This is a genomic window from Actinocrinis puniceicyclus, assembly GCF_018283645.1.
Taxonomy (GTDB): Bacteria; Actinomycetota; Actinomycetes; order Streptomycetales; family Catenulisporaceae; genus Actinocrinis; species Actinocrinis puniceicyclus.
Map to the genome: position 1 here is coordinate 47,447 of NZ_JAGSXH010000001.1, position 21,395 is coordinate 68,841.

At 70.1% G+C, this 21,395-nt stretch carries 23 protein-coding genes; 8 read left to right on the forward strand and 15 right to left on the reverse strand.

Features of this window, described 5'->3' with window-relative positions; genetic code table 11:
- Window positions 1-68 precede the first annotated feature (68 nt).
- From KGA66_RS00275 to KGA66_RS00295, 5 genes are all read right to left on the reverse strand, one after another.
- A complete protein-coding gene (locus KGA66_RS00275) occupies window positions 69-704 on the reverse strand; it encodes a GTP-binding protein (RefSeq protein ID WP_246506769.1) in 636 nt (211 codons plus the stop codon).
- On the reverse strand, window positions 685-1,038 hold the full coding sequence (locus KGA66_RS00280; RefSeq protein WP_211463168.1) for a DUF742 domain-containing protein: 354 nt from the start codon (window positions 1,036-1,038) through the stop codon (window positions 685-687). The genes KGA66_RS00275 and KGA66_RS00280 overlap by 20 nt, the downstream gene beginning before the upstream one ends.
- Before the next feature lie 151 nt (window positions 1,039-1,189).
- The gene (locus KGA66_RS00285) at window positions 1,190-1,612 is read right to left on the reverse strand and encodes a roadblock/LC7 domain-containing protein (protein ID WP_246506770.1); all 423 of its coding nucleotides are present in this window, start codon (window positions 1,610-1,612) and stop codon (window positions 1,190-1,192) included.
- A 10-nt stretch (window positions 1,613-1,622) separates the two neighbouring features.
- Window positions 1,623-4,604 (reverse strand): nitrate- and nitrite sensing domain-containing protein, encoded by a 2,982-nt coding sequence (locus KGA66_RS00290; protein WP_211463170.1) that lies wholly within the window; start codon window positions 4,602-4,604, stop codon window positions 1,623-1,625.
- A gap of 152 nt (window positions 4,605-4,756) precedes the next feature.
- Entirely contained in the window at window positions 4,757-5,917 is a 1,161-nt protein-coding gene (locus tag KGA66_RS00295) for a transposase domain-containing protein (RefSeq protein ID WP_211463172.1), read from the reverse strand.
- Window positions 5,918-6,059: 142 nt separating this feature from the next.
- Between KGA66_RS00295 and KGA66_RS00300 the strand changes: the two genes are divergently transcribed.
- The 3 genes from KGA66_RS00300 (at window position 6,060) to KGA66_RS00310 (ending at window position 8,893) form a co-directional block, all read left to right on the forward strand.
- Window positions 6,060-6,911 (forward strand): ABC transporter ATP-binding protein, encoded by an 852-nt coding sequence (locus tag KGA66_RS00300; RefSeq protein ID WP_369015774.1) that lies wholly within the window; start codon window positions 6,060-6,062, stop codon window positions 6,909-6,911.
- Window positions 6,886-7,752, forward strand: coding sequence for an ABC transporter permease (locus KGA66_RS00305; RefSeq protein ID WP_211463174.1), 867 nt, complete (start codon window positions 6,886-6,888; stop codon window positions 7,750-7,752). Before KGA66_RS00300 ends, KGA66_RS00305 begins: the two co-directional genes overlap by 26 nt.
- Window positions 7,753-7,837: 85 nt before the next feature.
- A complete protein-coding gene (locus tag KGA66_RS00310) occupies window positions 7,838-8,893 on the forward strand; it encodes an ABC transporter substrate-binding protein (RefSeq protein WP_211463176.1) in 1,056 nt (351 codons plus the stop codon).
- A 109-nt stretch (window positions 8,894-9,002) separates the two neighbouring features.
- Here KGA66_RS00310 and KGA66_RS00315 read toward each other — a convergent pair whose 3' ends face one another.
- The 3 genes from KGA66_RS00315 to KGA66_RS00325 form a co-directional block, all read right to left on the reverse strand.
- On the reverse strand, window positions 9,003-9,779 hold the full coding sequence (locus KGA66_RS00315) for a class I SAM-dependent methyltransferase (protein WP_211463178.1): 777 nt from the start codon (window positions 9,777-9,779) through the stop codon (window positions 9,003-9,005).
- A 68-nt stretch (window positions 9,780-9,847) separates the two neighbouring features.
- Window positions 9,848-10,453 carry an HAD family hydrolase gene (locus KGA66_RS00320; protein WP_211463180.1) on the reverse strand — a complete coding sequence of 202 codons (606 nt, stop codon included), beginning with the start codon at window positions 10,451-10,453 and terminating at the stop codon, window positions 9,848-9,850.
- Window positions 10,454-10,488: 35 nt separating this feature from the next.
- Complete coding sequence (locus tag KGA66_RS00325) at window positions 10,489-10,647, reverse strand: LPXTG cell wall anchor domain-containing protein (protein ID WP_211463182.1); 159 nt, start codon at window positions 10,645-10,647, stop codon at window positions 10,489-10,491.
- Here KGA66_RS00325 and KGA66_RS00330 point away from each other — a divergent pair.
- Window positions 10,646-10,978: a hypothetical protein gene (locus tag KGA66_RS00330; protein WP_211463184.1), complete on the forward strand. Its 333-nt coding sequence runs from the start codon at window positions 10,646-10,648 to the stop codon at window positions 10,976-10,978. The genes KGA66_RS00325 and KGA66_RS00330 overlap by 2 nt on opposite strands.
- Window positions 10,979-11,463: 485 nt before the next feature.
- Here KGA66_RS00330 and KGA66_RS00335 read toward each other — a convergent pair whose 3' ends face one another.
- Window positions 11,464-11,952 carry a MarR family winged helix-turn-helix transcriptional regulator gene (locus tag KGA66_RS00335; protein WP_211463186.1) on the reverse strand — a complete coding sequence of 163 codons (489 nt, stop codon included), beginning with the start codon at window positions 11,950-11,952 and terminating at the stop codon, window positions 11,464-11,466.
- A 129-nt stretch (window positions 11,953-12,081) separates the two neighbouring features.
- Between KGA66_RS00335 and KGA66_RS00340 the strand changes: the two genes are divergently transcribed.
- Both KGA66_RS00340 and KGA66_RS00345 read left to right on the forward strand, forming a co-directional pair.
- Window positions 12,082-12,489, forward strand: coding sequence for an organic hydroperoxide resistance protein (locus tag KGA66_RS00340; protein WP_211463188.1), 408 nt, complete (start codon window positions 12,082-12,084; stop codon window positions 12,487-12,489).
- Between the two features lie 426 nt (window positions 12,490-12,915).
- Entirely contained in the window at window positions 12,916-15,150 is a 2,235-nt protein-coding gene (locus tag KGA66_RS00345; RefSeq protein WP_246506771.1) for an exo-alpha-sialidase, read from the forward strand.
- A 119-nt stretch (window positions 15,151-15,269) separates the two neighbouring features.
- Here the strand turns inward: KGA66_RS00345 and KGA66_RS00350 are convergent, their stop codons facing one another.
- The 3 genes from KGA66_RS00350 to KGA66_RS00360 all read right to left on the reverse strand — a co-directional run bounded on the left by KGA66_RS00350 (window position 15,270) and on the right by KGA66_RS00360 (window position 16,617).
- Window positions 15,270-15,605, reverse strand: coding sequence for a YnfA family protein (locus KGA66_RS00350; protein WP_211463356.1), 336 nt, complete (start codon window positions 15,603-15,605; stop codon window positions 15,270-15,272).
- A 52-nt stretch (window positions 15,606-15,657) separates the two neighbouring features.
- The gene (locus KGA66_RS00355; RefSeq protein WP_211463190.1) at window positions 15,658-16,059 is read right to left on the reverse strand and encodes an STAS domain-containing protein; all 402 of its coding nucleotides are present in this window, start codon (window positions 16,057-16,059) and stop codon (window positions 15,658-15,660) included.
- A 114-nt stretch (window positions 16,060-16,173) separates the two neighbouring features.
- Window positions 16,174-16,617: an Hsp20/alpha crystallin family protein gene (locus KGA66_RS00360; protein WP_211463192.1), complete on the reverse strand. Its 444-nt coding sequence runs from the start codon at window positions 16,615-16,617 to the stop codon at window positions 16,174-16,176.
- A gap of 112 nt (window positions 16,618-16,729) precedes the next feature.
- On the opposite strand from KGA66_RS00360, the gene KGA66_RS00365 reads away from it, so the two are divergent.
- On the forward strand, window positions 16,730-17,416 hold the full coding sequence (locus KGA66_RS00365; protein ID WP_211463194.1) for an HSP18 transcriptional regulator: 687 nt from the start codon (window positions 16,730-16,732) through the stop codon (window positions 17,414-17,416).
- 70 nt (window positions 17,417-17,486) lie between these two features.
- Here the strand turns inward: KGA66_RS00365 and KGA66_RS00370 are convergent, their stop codons facing one another.
- Window positions 17,487-18,320: an SDR family NAD(P)-dependent oxidoreductase gene (locus KGA66_RS00370; RefSeq protein WP_211463196.1), complete on the reverse strand. Its 834-nt coding sequence runs from the start codon at window positions 18,318-18,320 to the stop codon at window positions 17,487-17,489.
- A gap of 130 nt (window positions 18,321-18,450) precedes the next feature.
- Between KGA66_RS00370 and KGA66_RS00375 the strand changes: the two genes are divergently transcribed.
- Entirely contained in the window at window positions 18,451-19,287 is an 837-nt protein-coding gene (locus tag KGA66_RS00375) for an SAM-dependent methyltransferase (protein ID WP_211463199.1), read from the forward strand.
- 77 nt (window positions 19,288-19,364) lie between these two features.
- Here the strand turns inward: KGA66_RS00375 and KGA66_RS00380 are convergent, their stop codons facing one another.
- Together KGA66_RS00380 and KGA66_RS00385 are read right to left on the reverse strand one after the other, a co-directional pair.
- The gene (locus KGA66_RS00380; protein ID WP_211463201.1) at window positions 19,365-20,039 is read right to left on the reverse strand and encodes a hypothetical protein; all 675 of its coding nucleotides are present in this window, start codon (window positions 20,037-20,039) and stop codon (window positions 19,365-19,367) included.
- A 486-nt stretch (window positions 20,040-20,525) separates the two neighbouring features.
- Window positions 20,526-21,380 (reverse strand): NAD(P)-dependent oxidoreductase, encoded by an 855-nt coding sequence (locus KGA66_RS00385; RefSeq protein WP_211463203.1) that lies wholly within the window; start codon window positions 21,378-21,380, stop codon window positions 20,526-20,528.
- Window positions 21,381-21,395: the final 15 nt, after the last annotated feature.

The window sequence follows — 21,395 nt, forward strand, 5'->3', positions numbered from 1 at the left end:
GTCACGAAGCCGACCGGAGGGACGATTCGGATGCGGCCTGGCGCGGGCACGCCTTCGTGCCCGCCCGCTCAGCCGATCCCGCTGCTCACCGCCGAGTTCCCGCTCGCCGAGCGGGAACGGAAGCTGACACTCTGCTGCACCAGCCGGATCAGCGCCGCCTTCACGGATTCCCGGTCGCGCGCGTCGAGCGGCACGACCGGCACGTCCGCGGCGACGGACAGCGCCTCGCGGATGTCCGAGACCTCGTGCGCGAGGACCCCGTCGAAGCGGTTGACGCCGATGATGTACGGCAACCCGAAGTCCTCGAAGTAGTCCACCGCGGAGAAGCTGTCCGCCAGCCGGCGGGTGTCCACCAGCACGATCGCGCCGATCGCGCCTTGGCACAGGTCGTCCCACATGAACCAGAACCGGCTCTGCCCGGGCGTGCCGAACAGGTAGAGCACCAGGTCCTGGTCCAGCGTCACCCGCCCGAAGTCCATCGCCACGGTGGTGGTCCGCTTCTGCGGCACGGCGTGCACGTCGTCCACGCCCTCGGACACCGCGGTCATGACCGCCTCCGTGGTCAGCGGCACGATCTCGGAGACCGCCCCGACGAAGGTGGTCTTCCCGGCCCCGAAACCGCCGGCGATCACGATCTTCACCGGCGTGACGGCGCCGCGGCGCTCGCCGCGACGCCCTTCCGGTTCAGAGGTTGCGAAGCCCAATGAGCACCCTTTCCAATAGCGCCAGGTCAGGCTGGCCGTCCGGGGAGCCGGGCTCCTGCACCGACACCAGTCCGCCCTCCGCCAGGTCCCCGATGATCACTCCGGTGACCCCGAGTGGCATCTTGAGCAGGGCGGCGATCTCGGCCACCGACTTGAACTCGGAGCAAAGGCGGCAGACGTTCTCGTACTCGGGCACGAGCGTGTGCATGACGTTCCACCCCCGGGCGGTCGTCGTCACCAGCGCCTCCATCGCGAGCAACGACTGGGACTGCGTGCGTCCGCCCGTCACGGCATAGGGGCGCACGAAGGGAGAAGCCTCGCCTTCGGAACCCACCTTGCACCTCCCTCAGCCCGCCGGGCCGGAACACCCGGCCTCGCTGCCCGAGCCCCGTGTCAGCATCCGGATCCGCCTTCCGCTCGGCCGCCCGCGGCACTCCGGCCGGCCGCTGGCGTATCCACTGCCTGACGTTCGCCGCGCGTCGCGCTCACTGCGGCAGGGCGTTTTGCAGTTCCTCGCGCAGCGCCGGGGTCAGCACCTCCCCGGTGCGCTCCACGAGCATGGTCATCTCGTAGCCGATCAGACCCATGTCGCTCTCGGTGGAGGCCAGCGTCGCCATCACCGAGCCGTCGCTGATCGCCATCACGTACAGGAAGCCGCGCGCCATCTCCACCACGGTCTGGGTGACGGCGCCGCCCTCGAAGATCCGGGCCGAGCCCTGGGTCAGGCTGGCCAGTCCGCTGGCGACCGCCGCGAGCTGGTCCGCCCGGTCCCGGGTGAGCCCGTCGGAGGCCGCGATCAGCAGCCCGTCCGAGGAGACCACGATCGTATGGGCGACTCCGGGGACCCTTTCGACGAAATTCGAAATCAACCAGTTGAGGCTTTCCGCCTCCTGGCTCAGACCCCTCATGTTCCGATCCTCAACTCTGTTCCGTATCGCCGGCCAACTGCTGCGAGTTGCGGCGGAAGGTCGACAGGCGCTTGCGCACGGCCTCGGCCGTGGTGGTGATGTCCGGCGGCGGAGTCGCCTTGGCCGCGCCGTCGGCGCCGGCCTTGCCCGGTACCAGGTTCGCCTTGGGCACCCGGCGCGGCAGGCCCGTGGGGGTCACCCCGTCGCGGACAGGCTGCGCCAGCGCGGCGGCCGCCTTCCAGGCATCGTCGCCCGGAGAGGACCAGGACCGCGGCTGCTCGGCTTCCGGCTCGGTCATCGTCTGCGCCGGTGCGGACGCCGACTCGAAGCGCGGCGGGGTCGGGCTCTGCGTATCCGTCCCCGTGGCCTGCAGATTCTGTTGCATCGACTGCGCCGCGCTGTTCGCCGCGCGCGTCGTGTCCCACGGCTGCGCCGAACGCGGGCTCCAACCGGAGTGCGGCGGGCGGGTGCCGCGGCGGCGGAACCACTCGGATTCCACGGCCTCGAAGATCGGCAGGCGCTCATTGGTGTCGGTGCCCACCGCCTCAGGTATGCCGGTGGACTGTGCCGGGCCCGGGGACTGTGCCGGGCCCGGGGCGGCCGGAGGCCGGGGCGGCGGAATGTGCGCCCTGGTCTCGGATCGCGGCCCGGGGATCTGCTCGGCGCGCTCCCCCTCGCCGCGGTCGCGCTGCTCGCCCGGCTTGGCTTCGAACCAGGCGTGATCACTCGCGGGCGCGCTCTGCGCCGGGCCGGGGAACGGTGGGGCGCCGGACGGCGGCGCGAACGGGCGCGCCCCGGGGCGCGAACCGTTGGCCGGCTGCTCGCGGCCGTTACGGCCGTCCGGCTGCGGAGGGTTCGGCGGCTCGCCAAGGCGCCTGGTCCGGCCGAAGTCGCCATGTCTGTCGTCGTGAGCGCCGCGTGGCTCCTCGCGGCCGCGGCCCGGTTCCTGGCCGAGCGTGGTGAAACCCTCGCGGGTCAGGCCGGGCACGGTCAGCCGCTGCTGCATGCCGGAGTCGCCCGGCCGGCGCTGCGCCATCTGGCCCAGGTCGATCAGCGAGACCGGCAGGTGGATCGAGGCGGTCACGCCGCCGGCCGGGGACTCCGCGAGGGTGACCCGGATTCCGTAGCGCGCGGCCAGCCGGCCGACCACGAACAAGCCCATCTGCCGGGAGACGCCGACGTCCACCAGCGGCGGGCGGGCCAGCCGCTCGTTCGACTTGGCCAGGTCGGCGACGGTCATCCCGATGCCGACGTCCTCGATGTGCAGGACTACCCCGCCGTCGTCACCGGGACGCGCGGCGACCCACACCTTCGTCTGCGGGGAGGAATAGGTGGTGGCGTTCTCCAGCAGCTCGGCGACCAGGTGCGCCACGTCCGGCGCGGCCTTGCCGACGATCCGGGTGCGCGGGATCTCGCCGAACATGATCCGCTCGTACTGCTCCACCTCGGCGGCCGCGGCGCGGGCCACGTCCACCAGCTGCACCGCCTCGGTCCACCGCCGCGCCGTCTCCTCGCCCGCGAGAACCAGCAGGTTCTCGTTGTTGCGGCGCATGCGGGTGGCCAGGTGGTCGAGCTTGAAGAGCTGGGCCAGCTGCCCCGGGTCCTTCTCGCTGTTCTCCAGCGAGTCGATCAGCAGCAGTTGCCGCTCCACCAGGCCCTGGCTGCGCCGGGAGAGGTTCTTGAACATCGCGTTGACGTTGCCGCGCAGCAGCGCCTGCTCGGTGGCCAGCCGCACCGCGGCGTCATGCACCTCGTCGAACGCGCGGGCGACCTCACCGATCTCGTCGCGCGAACTCACCGGGATCGGCGCGATCCGGGCCATCGCGCCCGGGTCCACGTCGGCGGCGTCGCGCAGTCGGCGGATGACCGCCGGCAGGCCCACGTTGGCGATCTGGTAGGCGCTGGTACGCAGCACCTTGAGCGGTTCGACGATCGAGCGGGCGATCAGCGTGGTAGCGCCGAAAGCCAGCAGCAGCGTCAACACCACGATGCCCGCGTTGACGTACAGCTGCGTGCGCGCCTGGGACTGCAAGAAGGAGGTGCGGTCCGCCGCATCGGCGCCGACCTGGGCCTCGATCTGGCGTATCTGGGTCACCTTCGCGGTCGCCGCGTTGAACGCTCCCACCGGGTCCGCGCCGATGCTGCTGACCGGCCGGGCTTCCAGTGCCGCGTCGACGACCTGCTGCACGAGGCTGTCCGCGGTGCCGGTGTTCTGGCCGCTGACCGTGGTCTGGAACTCGTTCACGGTCGCCGGGTCGGCCTGTGCGGTCAGCGAGACCAGCGCGCCGGTGTACTTGGCCTGCGCCTGGATCAGGGCTTCCTGCTGCACTCGGTTCTGCCCGCCGCCGCCCAGGATGCCGACCAGATAGCCGCGCTCCTGAGAGGTCTGCTCGCCCGCCTGCTCGACCAGCGCCAGGGTGCCCACGAGGGAGCCGAGGTCGTGGTCGGTGGTGCCGGTGGCCAGCTGGTCGCTGAAGTTCAGCAGCGTGCTGACGATAGTGGTGTATGCCTGGAACACCGGCCGCGAGTCGCCGAGGCTTACCACCGACGTGCGCAGCACGGGCAGGTCACCCAGACGCGCGTCCGCCTGCAGGGCCAGTGCCTGCGCGGCGGGCGAGAGGGCGGCGATGCCGCCCGCGTACTGCTTGCGCGCGGCTTCGAACGCCTGTACCTGCGCCGAGGTGCTGCTCTCCGCGGCCGACAGGCTGGTCATGTCCTCAGCACGCTGACCTCCGCTCAGATACCGCGAGATCAGGTCTCGTTCATCCTGCACACTGTGCACGAGCTTTGAGACCGAAAGCGCGACCTGGACCTGACCGGCGAGGTTTCCCTCGGCGGTGATCGCTTCGGTCTCGGTGACGATGCGCGCCGTGCCGAGCGCCACACCGGCGGTCAGCGGCAACAGCACCAACAGCACGAGCCGGTTGCGAAGACGCAGGTCGCGCAGCCCCCGCCGGGTTTTCGGTAAGGCTTCATCCGTGTTCTTAGCCATCGAGCCTCACACGCTCCTCGTTTCGAGCGGGCACGATCTCCGTCCTCTGCTACCGACGTGCGGATTGCGTGGTGAAGCCGACACCCCGTACTTGGGACTGGCGCAATTTGAGCACAGGCGCGCAGCAGGGGCCAAGACTTCACACAACTGACTTAACGGGGGCGCAGCGCGCCCGAATAAGGGCGCTTCGCATGCGTATGGACCTGTCGGGAGCGCACCGGCGGCTGCCGGGCCTCCAGGAGCGTGAAGTCCACCAGTTCGCCGATGGCGTGGTGAACGCACAGCATCGCGTAGAGCTCCTGGCGAACCAGGTCAGGGCTCTTCGAGCGAAGTACGATCCGGTCTCCTCCTTGATAGGCGGTGATGCCGCGAAATCCGTTACCGTGCGCGCGGTTGCGGTCGTGGACGGCGGTGAGCCGGTCGGCCGGAGCCTTGCGATGGTCCAGGATCGAGGTCACCAGCCGGCTGGCGCAGGAACCTCGTTCGATCACCCGTACGATCCGTGCCGCCCCGGCCGCCGCGGGCAGCCGGGAGAGCCCTGATCCGTCAGGCAGCCGGTGGTGCACCGGAAGGGCGGGGCCCTCCGGTACCGGCCACAGCAGCTCGCCGCCGTGGTCGCCCACCGCGGTCCACAACCCGGCCGACAGGGGGCGCTCGTCGTCGAGCACCACCAGCGAGCCCGGAGAGACCGAGGCCAGCAGGCGCCGGTCCCGGCCCCCGTCCGTGCCGCCGCCGACCGAGGCCGCCACCACCCTGTGGGTCAGGTCGTCGGTGAGCAAGGACAGGTACACCCTCGGTCCCGCCGCGGCGCCCGCCGACCCCGTCTCGGAGCCGCGCACCGCGAACTCCGCCCGGTTGGCCAGAGTGTCGGGTACGTCGGCCGCGATCCGGCCCAGCCGCAGTGTCCGCCAGCCGCCGGGCAGCAGCGGATCCGGCCCGTTGAGGACCGCGGCGGGGGCCGCGGCCCGCTCGAAGAGCAGCCGCAGCGGCTCGACGCCGAGCCGCCGGCGCGCCCGTCCGATCGCCGCCGCGCTCGCGGTCTGCGCGCCCGGCGGGTACGTCAGGCCCGGAATACCGCGGACGATCTCGCCGAGCACTTCCTCGTAGGGTAGCTCGCCGAAGATCCACAACGCCAGGGTGAAGTAGACCATCAGCCGGGCCGGCAGCAGCCGATGGCGTTGCTCGCGGCGTCCGAGCACGTCGACGATCTGGTCGACGTGTCCCGGGGGGAACGCGCGGATCAACAGACCCAGCACGACTCGCTGCGGCAACCCTCCGCTCAGCGCGGTGGTCGTCTGGTCGGCCCGTGACATGCGAGCACCCTAGGGCAGCCCAACCAACGGTCACACTGGCAGGACCCTAAGTTGACAGTCCCTTGGGGGGAACGCTTGTTGCCCTTGGCACACAGATGGCATTCTCGTGGCCCAGTCAGGGGTAACCGTCAGGAGTAGACGATTGGAAAGTTCCACAGGGCCCGAAGCTGCGAGTCCTGACAGACTTCCGAAACCGCCTCCGCTGCTTGAGGTGAGGGGCGTCTCCAAGCGCTTCCGCGCACCCGACGGCCGCGCGCGCACCGCACTGGATGACATCACCCTGACCGTGCAGCCGGGCCGTTTCTGTGTCCTGATCGGGCCGACCGGGTGCGGCAAGTCGACCGTGCTGTCGATGATCGCCGGGCTGGTCCGGCCGAGTGAGGGCGCCATCCTGATCGACGGGCAGCCGGTGTCCGGCACCGACCCGCGCACCGGATTCATGTTCCAGAGCGACGCGGTCTTCCCGTGGAAGACGGTGCTGGGCAACGTCGCGGCGGGTCCCCGGTTCCGCGGGACGCCGCGGCGGGAGGCGGCCGAGCTGGCCCGCGACTGGCTGCGCCGGGTGGGCCTGAGCGGATTCGAGCACTACTACCCCTACCAGCTCTCCGGCGGCATGCGTAAGCGTGTCGCGCTGGCTCAGACGCTGATCAACGGTCCGCAGATCCTGCTGATGGACGAGCCTTTCTCCGGCCTGGACGCGCAGACCCGGCAGATCATGTCGGACGAACTGCTGGGGCTGTGGGAGCAGCTGGGCGCCTCGGTGCTGATGGTCACCCACGACCTGGAGGAGGCCATCGCGCTGGCCGACACGGTGGTGGTGCTGACCGCTGGTCCGGCCACGGTGAAGAAGGAGTTCGCCGTGGACCTGCCGCGGCCGCGCAGCGTGCGCGAGGTGCGCTTCCAGCCGCGGTTCGTCGAGCTGCACGAACAGATCTGGTCATGTCTGAGCGAAGAGGTCTCCCTTGCTTATGCACGCGCTACGACCTCGCCGTGAACGCCCGGCGGACGCCGACACGCCGCAGGCCGTCCGGGGCGGACGCGGACGGCGCCGGGTCGCCATCGCCACCGTCCAGGTCGCGCTGCTCGTCGGGGGGCTCGGGCTGTGGCAGGCCCTTGCCTCGTCGCACAGCATCGACGTGTCCTTCTACGGCGACCCGGTCGGCACCTGGCGGCAGCTGCTGGACTGGATCCACCACGGCACCACCGAGGGGCCGCTGTGGCAACAGCTGTGGGTGACTCTGCAGGAGACCTTCTTCGGGTTCGCCATCGGCGTCGTGCTGGGCGTCACCTGCGGGATCGTACTCGGCCGGGTCAAACTGCTCTCGGAGATACTGGCCATCTACATCGGGGCGTTCAACTCGATCCCGCGCCTGGTGCTCGGCTCGATCTTCATCATCTGGTTCGGCCTCGGCATGCCGTCGAAGATCGCGCTGGCGGTGCTGCTGGTGTTCTTCAACGTCTTCTTCAACGCCTTCCAGGGCGCGCGCGAAGTGGACCACGGGCTGATCGCCAACGCCAGGCTGCTGGGCGCGAGCCGGCTCGCGGTCCTCTTCCACGTGGTGGTGCCCTCGGCCTTCAGCTGGCTGATCGCCAGCCTGCGGGTGGCATTCGGCCTGGCCATCACCGGATCGGTCGTCGGCGAGCTGCTCGGCGCGCAGCAGGGCCTGGGAACCCTGATCGCGCAGGCCCAGGGCTACTTCAACCCGGACGGCGTCTACGCGGGGCTGGTGGTCACCACGATCGTGGCGCTCGGCGCGGAAGGTGCGATCACGTTGGCGGAACACCGCTTGCTGCGCTGGCGCCCGCCCCGGCAGACGCTCGAACCGGAGACCTGAGCCGGCCCGCCTCGGGCGGGACCCGGCCCACCATGTCCGCACATCCACGCGGTCACTTCCCCGAACCAAGGAGAGCACAGTAAGTATGTTGCGTCACAAGCTGACTCTCGCGGTCGCCGCTCTTGCCGCGGCCGCAAGCCTCACCTCCTGCTCCAGCTCCGGTTCCGGCTCCGCGGCCCCGGCACAGAACGCCGGCTCGGGCGCCCCCCTGATCACCGTCAAGGTCGCGGTGTCGAACTCCATGGGCCAGGGCTACGTTCCGCTTTTCCTGGCTCAGAAGCTCGGTTTCTTCCGCAAGCAGGGCCTCGACGTGCAGGTCGTGAACGTCTCCAGCGGCGCGCAGACCTTCTCGCTGATGCTCTCCAAGCAGGTGCAGGGCGTCGTCGGGTTCTACGACCACGACATCGACCTGGTGGCGAAGGGCACGAACACCGAGGACGTGGTGCAACTGCTCCAGGCCCCCGGCATGGTCGAGGTGGTGCGCGCGGACGAGGCGGACACCATCACCTCTCCGTCCATGCTGGCGGGCAAGAACGTCGGCATCTCCGGCCGGGGCGGCTCGACCGAGTTCCTCGCCGACTACCTGGCCGCGCACAACGGCGCGGCCAACATCCACCCGGTGGGCGTCGCGTCGGGCGCGACCTTCATCGCGGCGATGCAGCACAAGCAGATCGACGCCGGCGTGACCACGGAGCCGACCATCTCAAAGCTGCTGTCCTCGCATCTGGCCAAGGTCCTGGTGGACATGCGCTCGGTGGCCGGTACCCAGGCCGCGCTCGGCGGGCCGTATCCCGGCACCGCGCTGAGCATGACCACCGAGTACGTGAACAACAACAAGCCCACGGTGCAGAAGCTCGTCAATGGCCTGGTGGAGTCGTTGCGCTGGATCCAGCAGCACTCGGCGCAGCAGATCACCGACGCGATGCCGTCGAGCTTCTACAGCATTACCGGCAAGGACGCCTACGTGCAGGCGCTGGCCAACCAGTTCGGGATGTACAACCCGACCGGCCTGATGCCGACGGACGGCCCGCAGAGCGTCTTCCGCGTGCTCTCCGCGTGGGATCCGGCCGTCAAGGGACGCCAGGTGGATCTGAGCAAGACCTACACGGACGAGTTCGTGAAGAACGTACCAGCGTCCTGATCCGACCGGCCGTTGTTCGAAGGCTGAAACGATCGCTGCCGGGCACCCGGAGGGTGCCCGGCAGGCAGGCCGCGAGAGCAGGCCGGGCGGAGCGCCGGCCGGCCGCTGTTCAGACCTCGCGAGGCTTGCGCACGGCGCGCCAGAAATTGCAGCGCATCGGCACCTCTACCGTCTCCCCGGTACCCAGGCGCTCGTCCCCGTTCAGGTGCTCGGTGATCTGCTGAAGAAGCGCCTCCCTCTTGTCAGCTGACGCGAGCAGGAAAGCGGAGTAGGTGGTCTGCGAGGCACTCAGTTCTTCTCGTGTGAGCGTGGTCGACCACAACAGCGCCGATATCTCGACGTCGGTGAACGGCGCGCCTTCGGGCAACCAGGGATCATTCAGAAAATGCTGGATCCGCGGGTAGACGACGTCGCCACCACCGGTGATACGGCGTCGTAAAGCATCCAGGTCCGAAACCCATGGGACGTTGCGGTCGCTGTGATTCCACACCAGGGCGAGAGTTCCGCCGTCACGCAACACCCGCGCCACTTCCGGAATCGCGCGATCGGGATCAACCCAGTGCCAGGCCGCGGACATCACGACCGCGTCGACACTGGCGTCGGGCAGCGGAATCCGCTCCGCAACACCCTCCATCGCGGTGACGCCCGGGCAATTCTCCGCGAGGACCTCCCGCATCCGCGGGTCGGGTTCGACGGCATAAACCTGCGGTATCCGTGCCAGCAGGTGCCGGGTCATGGCGCCGGTTCCGGCGCCGAGGTCGAGCACCACCTCGCAGGAAGGCGGCAAAATGCGCTCGACGATTTCCGCGGGCGGCCCGACGCGATATCGGTCGTAATCGCGGGCGGCAGCACCGAACGAGGTGGAGAGTGCGGGATCTTGAATCATGCCTGATAGCGTAGTGGCACGGGAATTGTTTCTGTAGAGGTCTGGTCTACTGATTTAAAACCAGAGATCTATGCGGCGAGCAGCGCATCGATCTGCGCCCTCGCGCTGTCGTTGTCCCGATACAGCACCGCGCGCAGACCTGCCTCGCGGGCACCGTCCACACACACCTGCGAGTCGTCGAGCAGGACGCTCTCGGCGGGAAGCACACTCAACCGCGAACAGACCAGCTCGTAGACGCGCGGGTCCGGCTTGCTCAGGCCGACCTCGTGCGAGTACACGAGCTCGTCGACCAGGTCTTCGAACCCGTATGCCGCCTGTTCCCGCTCACGCGCGCCGACGAAGCTGTTGCTCAAGATCCCGGTGCGGTACCGGGTGCGCAGCGCTCGCGCGTACTCGATCAGTTCGGTGTTCGGCGTGCCGAGGTATTCGCGCCATAGATCGTCCACATATGCGGCCAACTGCCGGTCATCGAGCCCGAGGCGGGCGGTGAGCGCCTTGTAGACCTCGGATTCGGGCAGTGTGCCGACGCTGCCGGCGAGCCAGACGTCGCGCATGCGGGTGCTGATCTCACCGGCCGGCAGGCCGAGTTCGGCCTCCCAGTGCCGCTCCGAACCGAGATCCGGGGTGTACTCGAGCACGCCGCCGATGTCGAAGACCACTGCTTTGATCGCCATGAACGACACGCTATCGGTGCCGGGCCGTGTCCGATCTAGTGGCGGCGCAGCGACCCGCGGGCCCGGCGGACAAGGGCGGCGCCGGCGGCCAGTGCGGTGCCACCGAGGGCGAGCCAGCCGCCCGCCGCGCCACCGGTCTGCGCGAGCTTGCCGGGCTTGGCCGCGGATGAACTCTGCTGAGCGCTCGGCGCCATGCTCTCCGGAACGCTCGGCATGGCGCTCGACGTGGCGCTCGACGTGGCGCTCGACGTGGCGCTCGACGTGGCGCTCGACGTGGCGCTGGCCGACGGCGTGCAATTGCAGCTCTCGGTCGGCATCGGGGTGGCCGTGCTCGACGCCGACTCGGACGGCGATTCCGAGACGGTGGCGGACGCCGACGCCGAGGCAGAAGCCGAAGCCGACGCGGACGCCGAGGCAGAAGCCGACGGTGAAGCCGACGGCGACGGCGTGCCGGAGCAGGTCGACCAGAAGACCTTGTGCTTGCCGTTGCCCCACTCACCCTCGTACTTGAAGGTCAGCTTGTAGTGTCCGGCCGGAAGGCTCATGTCGGCGGTGCGGCCGCGACCGTTCGCGCCCAAGTGCAACGTTCCGCTGCTGACTTCGGCAGTACCGGTGGGTGGTTGTTGGTCGATGACCCAGTTGATGGTCTCGAAGGGGTCGTAATTGAACGCGTCGAGGTAGAACACGCAGACGTGGGTGTCGTCACGCGGGTCGTTCACAGGCGTGGTGGACGCGTGGATCTTCACGTCCCCGTTGCTCCCGGGTGGCTGCATCACCAGAGCCGCGGCGGGCGTCGCGGACGCCAACGCCAAGGCTCCGAAGAGCGCCATGACGAGAATGAGCAGACGACTGCGAAGGCTGGATGAGCGCCGCACAATGCTCCCTATGTCTAGGTAGACACGGCTTGATGTGCCTGTGGTGCTTCGAACGCTAAGGGAACATGGCCGCGTCTCGCAGAAGCAATGCTGAGGATGCGTCAGTTTTTCAGGCTATCGGCCCAGCGCCGTTCATCACTTCGGCGGAATCTCGCGTTGCGCGAGCCGCGCGCTGGCGGCGTCCAGCGACTCGGTCAACTGCACCAGGCGCGCCCGCAACCGGTCCCCCTGCGCGGCGTCCAGGTCCACCGATTCGGCGAGGCGCGCCTTCATCTCGATGATGCGCGGCTCGAGTGCCATGCCCGCCGCGGTCGGCCACACGAGCACGGACCGCTCGTCGTCGACGGCGCGCCGCCGTTCAAGAAGGCCGGCCGCCTCCAACCGCTTGAGCAGCGGGGACAGGGTGCCCGAATCCAGCCGCAGCTTGGCCCCGAGGTTCTTCACGCTCAGCTCGCCGTGTTCCCACAGCGCCAGCATCACCAGGTACTGGGGGTAAGTCAGGCCGACCTCGCGCAGCACCACGCGGTAGAGGCCGTCGAATGCGCGCGCGGCGGCGTGCAACGCGAAGCAGAGTTGCGCGTCGATGCGCATCGACTGCTCGACTCGGCCGTCGGTGATGCCCATGAGTCCATGCTACCTCAGTCGCGCGCCGCTCAGTAGCGCACACTTAAGTTGTGCCCAATTTAATTGTGTGCGATCATCACATCGGGGGACGGCGCACCGGCCGCCCCCGGACCTCGAAGGACGGACACGATGAGCATTTACACCGCAGTCGCCACCGCGAACGGCCGCGAGGGCAGGGCGGTCAGCTCCGACGGCCGGCTCGACCTGGCCCTGGCCTTTCCGCCCGCGCTCGGCGGGGACGGCGAGGGCACCAACCCGGAGCAGCTGTTCGCGGCCGGCTACGCGGCCTGCTTCTCCAGCGCGCTCGGCCTGGTCGGGCGGCAGACGAAGGTGGACACCAGCGAGATCTCCGTGACCGCCGAGGTGAGCCTGGACAAGGACGAGACGGGCTACGCGCTCTCGGTGGTGCTTCGCGCCGAACTGCCCGAGTCGCTGGACGAGGAGACCGGCCGCAAGCTGCTGGAGCAGGCGCACGGCGTGTGCCCCTATTCGAAGGCCACGCGCGGCAACATCCCGGTCGAGCTCGTGGTGGAGTAAGAACACGCGCGGCAGGCGCCCCAACCGGGCCTCTCCAGCTCTCTGATACGCACGGTTCAGTTCCCGGATAATCGCGCACCCGCCCACCGACACACCCACCGACACACCCAGTGGCGGCACCGCTTTCACGGCGGTGCCGCCACTGCGTTGTTCCAGGCCGGGCCGGGCTGCGCCGATGCAGGAACGGTTTTCGGCTTGCGCGGCGCGCGCCAGCTGCGCGCTTTGCCTACTCATTGCCAATCGTGACCATCAGGGTACTTGTCGTGACCGCAGTGTGTTGCCACACTGCGCAATCGGTGCCACCCCGCCACCCACTGCTGTCACGGCGGGGTGGCACCGCATCCGGCCCGGACCGCCACAAGCGTGTCCGCGGCGTCCCTCGGATCCTCTCGGGCAACAGCTCGGCTGTAGAAGGGATCTACAACCTTGATACCCACGTCATCCATCCCACGCGCGCGGCGCAGGCTGGCGGTGATCGCGGCCCTCGCGCTGGTGCCGCTGACCGCCGCGCTCTCCCCCGCCGCCGCGGCCACCACGATCACCAACGGCGGTTTCGAGAGCGGAAACCTGAGCGGCTGGACCGCGTCCGGGCCGGCCACCGGCGTGACCACGTCCGGACCGCATTCGGGTACGTATGCCGCGCTGCTCGGCTCCTCCTCCCCGACCAACGGCAGCTCCTCGATCGCCCAGTCGTTCACCGCCCCGAGCGGCGGGGGCACCCTGTCGTTCTGGTACGACGTGTTCTGCCCCGACACGGTGACCTACGACTGGGCCACCGCGACCCTCGCCGACACCACCGCGGGTACGACCAGCACCGTGCTGGGCAAGACCTGCGTGTCCAACTCCGGTTGGAAGCAGGTCTCGAAGACAGTCACCGCGGGGCACAACTACACGCTCACGCTCGTCAACCGCGACGACGACTACCCGGGTGACGCGACGTACACCAAGTACGACGACGTGGTGCTGACGCCCGCCTCGAGCACGAACGACTTCTCGATCTCGGCGAGCCCGGCCGCGGCCTCGGTCAGCCCGGGCGGCTCGGCCACCTCGACGATCTCCACGGCCGTCACCTCGGGAAGCGCGCAGACCGTGGCGCTGAGCGCGGCCGGCCTGCCGTCCGGGGCCTCGGCCTCGTTCAATCCCGCGTCGGTGACGGCGGGTTCGTCCTCGACCCTGACCGTGGCCACCTCCTCGACCACGCCCTCCGGAACCTCGGTGATCACGATCACGGGCACCGGGACCTCGGCGACGCACACGACCACCTTCACGCTGACGGTCGGCTCGTCCGGCGGCATAACCCTGACCAAGGTGAGTTCGGACCCGTACACGGACACGGACGCGCAGCACGCCACCCAGGTCGAGCCGGACACGTACGCCTACGGCAGCACGATCGTCTCCGCGTTCCAGGTCGGCCGGGTCTACGGCGGCGGGTCCTCGGACCTGGGCTGGGCGACCTCGACCGACGGCGGCAGCACCTGGCAGCACGGCTACCTGCCCGGCCTCACGGTCAACCAGGGCGGCTCGTACGCACAGGTCTCGGACGCGGCCGTGGCCTACGACGTGAAGCATGGCGAGTGGATGGTCGTCGGCCTGCCGATCGACTCCTCCGGCAACGCCGCGGGGATCACGGTCAACCGCTCCACCGACGGCGTCAACTGGCAGAACGCGATCCAGGCGGTCGGCTTCGACGGTCAGGGCTATGACAAGCAGTGGGTCGTGTGCGACGACAGCGCCGGCAGCCCCTACTACGGCAACTGCTACATCGAGGTCGACGTGACCTCCTCGGGCAACGCCGAATCGATGTCAGTCTCCAGCGACGGCGGCCAGACCTGGTCCGCGCTCAGGCAGCCCGCCGATGGTCCCTCCGGCCTCGGCGGCCAGCCGCTGGTGCAGCCGAACGGGACCGTCGTGGTGCCCTATTCGGCCAACGGCAGCGCGATCCGCGCCTTCACCTCCGGCAACGGCGGCGCCTCGTGGAACTCCAGCGTCCAGGTCGCCACGGTCAACGCGCACGCGGTGGCCGGAAACCTGCGCGACGGTGAGGGACTGCCGAGCGCGGAGATCGACTCCAGCGGCAAGGTGTACGTGGCCTGGCAGGACTGCCGGTTCCGCTCCGGCTGCCCCGCCAACGACATCGTGTATTCGACCTCGACGAACGGCTCCACGTGGAGTTCGGTGACCCGCGTCCCGATCGACGCGACCACCAGCGGCGTGGACCACTTCATCCCGGGCCTCGGCGTGGACCACGCCACCTCCGGCACGACGGCGAAGCTCGGCCTCTACTACTACTTCTACCCGAACGCCGGCTGCTCGTCCTCGACCTGCCAGCTGGAGGTCGGCTACATCTCCTCGGCCAACGGCGGCTCCACCTGGAGCGCGCCGCAGACCCTCGCCGGGCCGTTCGGCCTCTCGCTGATCGCGAGCACCAGCCAGGGCAGCATGGTCGGGGACTACATCTCGTGCAGCGTGCTCAACGGCAACGCGTACGCGGTGTTCGCGGTCGGCAAGTCGCCGACCAACGGACAGGCGTTCGACGAGGCGATGTACACCGCGGGCGGCCTGACGGTCACCGGCGGGGCGCTGCGTGCGGCGACCGGTCCGATCTTCGGCGCTCCGGGCATCCTGACCAGCCCCGCGCAGCAACTGCGCACCCTGCACTAACCGGCACTAACCGACCGCTGATCGGATGAACACGTGCGGCTCCCGGGCCGTCTCGGCCACTGAACGTCAGAGGTCTGAGATGGTTCGGGAGCCGCGGCGCGTCCGGCCGTCCCGCCGGGTCAGCGCCCGCGCGGGCCGTACATGATGACGCCGACTCCGGCCAGGCAGATCAGCGCGCCGAGGACGTCGGAGCGGTCCGGCCGGTAGCCGTCGGCGATCACGCCCCACAGCAGTGAGCCCGCGACGAAGACCCCGCCGTAGGCGGCCAGGATCCTGCCGAAGTGGCTGTCGGGCTGGAGCGTCGCGACGAAGCCGTACGCGCCGAGGGCGAGCACGCCCGCGCCGATCCAGCCGGGGCCGCGATGCTCGCGCACCCCCTGCCACACCAGCCAGCAGCCGCCGATCTCGAACAGCGCGGCCAGGACGAACAGCGCGACCGAGCGGGCCGGCGTCATCGGGTCCGGCTTCGCGGCACACGCCGGGGGCGCGCCTCGGTCACGTCGCACTTCATGCAGCCGAAGGTACCGCCTGCGCAGCCGCGCGCGCCGCCTCACGGCGCCGCCGCCACTGCGGGAAGGGCGGGCTCGGCTCAATCGGGAACAGTTCGTTCATGCCGGTGGCCTTGAACGCCTTGGCCAGCAGCGGACGCAGACCGCGCAGCGTCGGGGCCTGGCGGTGCTGCCCGGTGGCCTCGCGGTGCAGGGCGAGCAGCGCGCGCAGCGCGGCGCCGTCGAAGAGCATGGCCTCGGACAGGTCCACGACCAGCCGGGGGTGGCGGGCGAACTCGTCGAGCAGCCGCTCGCGGAACCGGTCCGCGCTCGCCAGGTCCACCTCGCCGCGCACGTGCAGCACGGCCGCGCCGTCGGGCGTGTGGGTCAGGTAGAAGGTCGGGGGCGGGGACGAAATCATGGCTGATTCACCTTGCCGTGCCGGTGAACGGCGGCCGCCCGGCCACGCCGGGCGGCCGCGCACGTGACGGGGCCGATTTGCCGCGGACCGCGCGGGACACTCGCTGAGCGGCGGTTACGCGGTGATCTCCTTGTGGTCCGGTTCGCCGGTGCTGATCTCGATCCTGCGCGGCTTGGCCTTCTCGGCCACCGGGATGCGCAGGGTGAGCACTCCCGAGCTGTAGTCGGCGGCGATGTGCTCGGTGTCCAGGGTGTCGCCGAGGAAGAGCTGGCGGGAGAAGACCCCGAGCGGGCGTTCGGAGACCTGCATCTCGACCTTCTCGCCGGTGCGCGCGGGCCGGCGCTCGGCCTTGACGGTCAGCACGTTGCGCTCGACGTCCAGCTCGATCGCGTCCGGCGAGATGCCGGGCAGGTCGAAGCAGACCACGAACTGGTCGCCGTCGCGGTACGCGTCCATCGGCATCGCGTTGGGGCGGCTCCACGTGCCCGTGCCGGGGTTGCCGAGCAACTGCGCGGTCAGCCGGTCCAGTTCCCGGAAGGGGTCGGTGCGCATCAACATGGTGAACACCTCCAGATCGGTTCAACAGTCGACGAGGTCGACGCGCTTGCGATTCCCTTGTAGCATGTCGTCGCAATGATGACAAGTCGAAGCGTCATCGGAAGGATGACATATGGAGGACGTAGCCCGTGCCGCGGGCCCGACTGATCCGGCGGAGTCGCTGGAACGCGTCGCCGCCGCCGTGAAGCATGCGCGGCGTGCCGCGTCTTGCGAGCCGGGCCGGGGCGAGCAGGCGTCGCCCGAGACTGCGGGCGGCTCGGCCCAGTTCCTCGCCGCTCTGGCGCTGCTTCGCGAACTGCGCGCGCAGATCGCGTCCTGGGAGCCGGACCTGATCGACGCGGCGCGGGGCCGGGGGGCGAGCTGGGCCGAGTTGGCCCCGGCGCTGGGGGTGGCCAGCCGGCAGGCTGCGGAGCGCCGCTATCTGCGTCTGCGACCCGCTTCCGGCGCGATGCAGGGGACCGGCGACGAGCGGGTGCGGGCCGAGCGCGACCGGCGCGCCGGGCAGCGCGCGGTGGCGCTGTGGGCTCGCGATCACGCGGCCGACCTGCGTCAGCTGGCCGGGCAGATCACCGCGTTGAGCAACCTGTCGCGCGCGGCGGACGGCGACCTGGCGCAGCTGCGTCTGGCGCTCGGCGGCGACGACGCGGCGCAGTTGCTGGCGCCGCTGGCGGGCACGCACGAGCACCTGGAGGCCGAGCACCCGGCGCTGGCCGCGCGGTTGCGGGAGGTGGCCGCGCACACGGACACGGTGCGGCGCGGCTCCCACGAGCAGAGGCGCGCCGGACGATCAGACCTCTGACGGAACGCGCCCCCGGCTCCGGCCCGACCCGGGTTCGGGCCCTGCCCCAGCCCCGCGCTCAGCCCCGGTCTCAGCTCGCGACTTCGACGCCGTATCTGTCGGCGAGTTCTTGCACGCTCAGGGACCGGCCGGTCAGTCGCAGACGCCCCGGATCGGCCGCGAGCGCCGCGACGGTCCGCCCGACGCCCTCCGGCGACTGCGAGCTCGACAGGTCCAGGTGCTCGGCGAACTGCATGACGCCCTCCGTGCGAACCAGGCCCGGGTGCAGGGCGACGCAGGTGACGCCGTGCTCACGCAGTTGTACCGCGCCGGCCAGCGCCAAGCGGTCGTCCGCGCTCTTGGCCATCGCGTACGCGGCGCCGAAAGCGTGCTGTTCGGCGGTCGGCGTCGCGAAGGAGACGGTGACGGCCAGGCTCGCCGGCGTCGAGATCAGCAGCGGCGCGCACCGGGCCAGCGCGACGTAGTGGGCGCGCACGCCGGCGCCGAACATCGCGTCGAACAGCTCGATCGGCTGGCGCCACAGCGGGGCGTTCCACTCCTGCCAGCCGCCCGCGTTGAGCCGCTCGTAGCCGCCCCAGACGTTGTTGACCAGAAGGTCGAGCCGACCGCACTGCGCGCCGATGCGTTGCGCGACCGCCGCGACCGCCGCATCGTCTCGGTGGTCACACACGATCCCCACGCCCCGGCCCCCGGCGGCGGTGACCGCCTCGGCGCTCTCCTCGACCGTGCCGGGCAGGTGGCTCGTACGCCCGTTCGCGTGCGAGCGCGCCGTGACGTACACCGTCCATCCCGCGCGCCCGAGCGCCACGGCGATACCGCGCCCCACGCCACGGCTGGCACCGGTGACCCACGCGATCCGCGGACTGTCGCGGTCGAACCCTTCATGATCCTGCGCTGCCGACATGCCCCGAGGCTACCCGCCGCCACCGACGAACCGGCGTCCTCGTCCGGCGCACCAGGGTAGGCTCGGCCCATCGCCGAACGCGTAAACCCCGGGCCGTCGCGGCGGTCCGGTGAGCCACCGGAAAGAGCGCATGTCTACCGCCGACTTCGATCGAGCCGCACACCTGCTCGGTGAAGGAGTGCCGCCGTCGCGGATCCACACCGACCAGCCCAGCCCCGCCCGCATCTACGACTACTGGCTCGGCGGCAAGAACTACTACCCGGTGGACCGCGACGTGGCGGAGACCATCCTCGCGATGGCCCCGACCACCCGCGCCGGCATCAAGGAGAACCGCGCGTTCCTGCTGCGCGCGGTAGAGCGCCTGGCCCGGCAGGGGATAGACCAGTTCCTGGACATCGGCTGCGGACTGCCCTTCTCCCCCAATGTGCACGAGGTCGCACAGAGCGTCGCGCCGAACGCCCGCGTCACCTACGTCGACTCGGACCCGATCGTGCGCGCGCACGCGCAGGCGCTCATGCAGAGCGGAGACCCGGAACACATCGCCGTCCTGCACGCCGACGCCCGCCGGCCGCAGGAGATTCTTGAGGCCCCTGACACACGTAGGGTGCTGGACTTCGACCGCCCGGTCGGCGTGCTGCTCGTGGCCGTCCTGCACTTCATCCAGTCGCACGACGATCCGCGCCAGATCGTTCGGACACTGATGAACGCGTTCCCGGCGGGCAGCTGTCTGGTCATCTCGCACGGCACCGCCGACTTCAATCCCGCCGGGGTGCTTGAGGCGACCGGCTCGTACCACGCGACCTCGTCCTACGTGCCGCGCACCGGCGCCGAGATCGAGGAGCTGTTCCTGGGCATGCCCTTGGTCGAACCCGGCCTGGTACCCGTCGCGCAATGGCCTGATATGACCGTACCTTCCCGCGCCGAGCAGTTCGGCCTCTACGCCGGGGTAGCGCGCAAACCGGAGTGACGGTCACCGTGGCCTTCTCGGTGGCGGCGCCCACGTTGCGCATCGCTTGCTCCAACTCGTCATCGTCCAGGTCGAGTTCATTGCTTCAGCGCCCGGCAGGCTCTCGCGAAGTCGTCGGCCGAGCCGCTTCGCAGCGTGACCGCGGCGGTGCCCGCGTCCGCGGTCGAGGTCGTGGTGCGGATCGCGCCGTCCGGGGTGAACGGTTCGGTGAACGAGTTGTCGGTGTCCTCGACGACCAGATTCGGGCCCTGCCAGGTTCCGCCGAACGCCACGACCCAGCCGGCCGGCAGCTTGACCGGGGAACCGCCGTTCAGCAGCAGCATCGTGCGCGCACCGTCCGTGCTCCACCAGGTGTGCACGCTTCCGGTCAACGCCATGTCCTCGGTCGCTCCGTTGCGGCCGCACAGCTTCGCATCGCCGATCAGGTTGCTACAGCCGCCGGTGTGGCCGCAGCGCACCCGCCTGGTCGAGAGCAATCCGCCCCGCAGATGAACGTAGAGCTCGTATTTGCCGCCGTTGGAAGCCTGTACTTCGCCGTAGCCGCTCCATGTCATGTTCGGGGTGAACCGGCCGCCGATGTGCAGGGCCCACGGCTCAAGCCCGACCCCGACCAGTAGCACCGCGGCCAGTGCGAGCACGAGCATTGATCGGGGTCGCAGGCGCCGCCGCCTGCGCACCGGAGCGATCGGTCCGAACGGCGCGTCAGGCCCTCCGGTTCCACCCGGCGTCTTGTCCTGTCCCACGTCGGTCATCTCAGTCCCTCCCATTGTCGACCGCGAAGCCGCCGGGTGCGCGGCGTGGTGAGTCGAATCAGCCTCGCCATCCACCTGTGGCGCCACGTATCGGGTGTGCCGAAAACCCTGGCGCACGCGGCGATGCCACACGAGAAGGCGACCTGATTGAACAGCTCAACACGTGGATCCGCAACCATGGAATGGTGACCTCTGCGGACGGTCGGGCTCTCGTCCCTGCCCTTAAGGGCTCGATGCGCCGCCAGACCGGACCTGGCGCGGCGTGCGACCGAACACCATCAGAGGTCCCTGATCCGCCTCGCAGGCTTCGCCACGTGCGCGTTTTACGGGTATCACCCCTCGGGCGGCCGCACAGCCGCGGGTGTCCGGCGGGCGGTTCACGGACTTCCCCGGCCTGCCCGACGCGGGTCCGCATCGTCGCGGTCGACCGGTGCCTGCCTCAAAGGGCGGTGAAGGCGGCCCGTTGGCGCGCAGCGGCGGCCGCGGTCAGCTGAACGCGCGCACGACCGCGGCAATGTCGTCGGCGCCGTGCCCGGCCTGGTCGGCGGCGTCGAACTGGGCGCGCAGCGCCTGCATCAGCCGGTCGTCGCAGCCCGCCGCCTGCATCGCCTCGATGATCAGCGCCGCGTCCTTCGCCGCGCCGCCCAGGGTGAACGCCGGGGCGAAGTCGCCCGCGATCATCGCCTTGCCCTTCGACTGCGCGTACTCGCAGTCGAGCGGACCGCCCGCGATCGTCTGCAGGAACAGCGCCGGATCCAGCCCCAACTGCCGGGTCAGCGCGACGCCCTGGGCGGTCGCCCCGATCAGCGACAGCACCCAGGAGTTCGCCGCGAGCTTGACCCGGTGGCCCTGCCCGGGCCGCTCGCCGACCCACACCGTGCGGGAGCCGATCGCGTCGAGCACCGGCGCGACCCGCTCCCTCAGTCCCACGGGGCCGGCCGCGAGCACGATCAGCTTTCCCTGCTCGGCCGGCTGCCTGGTGCCGAGCACCGGGGCGTCCACGAAACCGACGTCGTGCCGGTCCGCGAGCCTCGCGAGGCGGGCGGTGGCGTCCAGTCCGACGGTGGCGCACTGCAGCCAGACCGCGTCTGCGTCCATCGCCGGCAGCGCCGGCTTCATGACGTCCTCGACCGCGTCCGCGTCGAACAGCATGGTGAGCGCGACGTGCGCGCCGCGGACCGCGGCAGCCGGATCGCCGGCCGTCTCGACGCCGGCGTCCGCGAGGTCGAGAGCCTTGTCGGGACTGCGGTTCCACGCGGTCACCTGATGTCCCCCGCGGGCCAGGCTGCGCGCGATACCCGAACCCATCAGCCCGGTTCCCAGGACGGTCACCCTCGCCATGACAAGACCTCCATA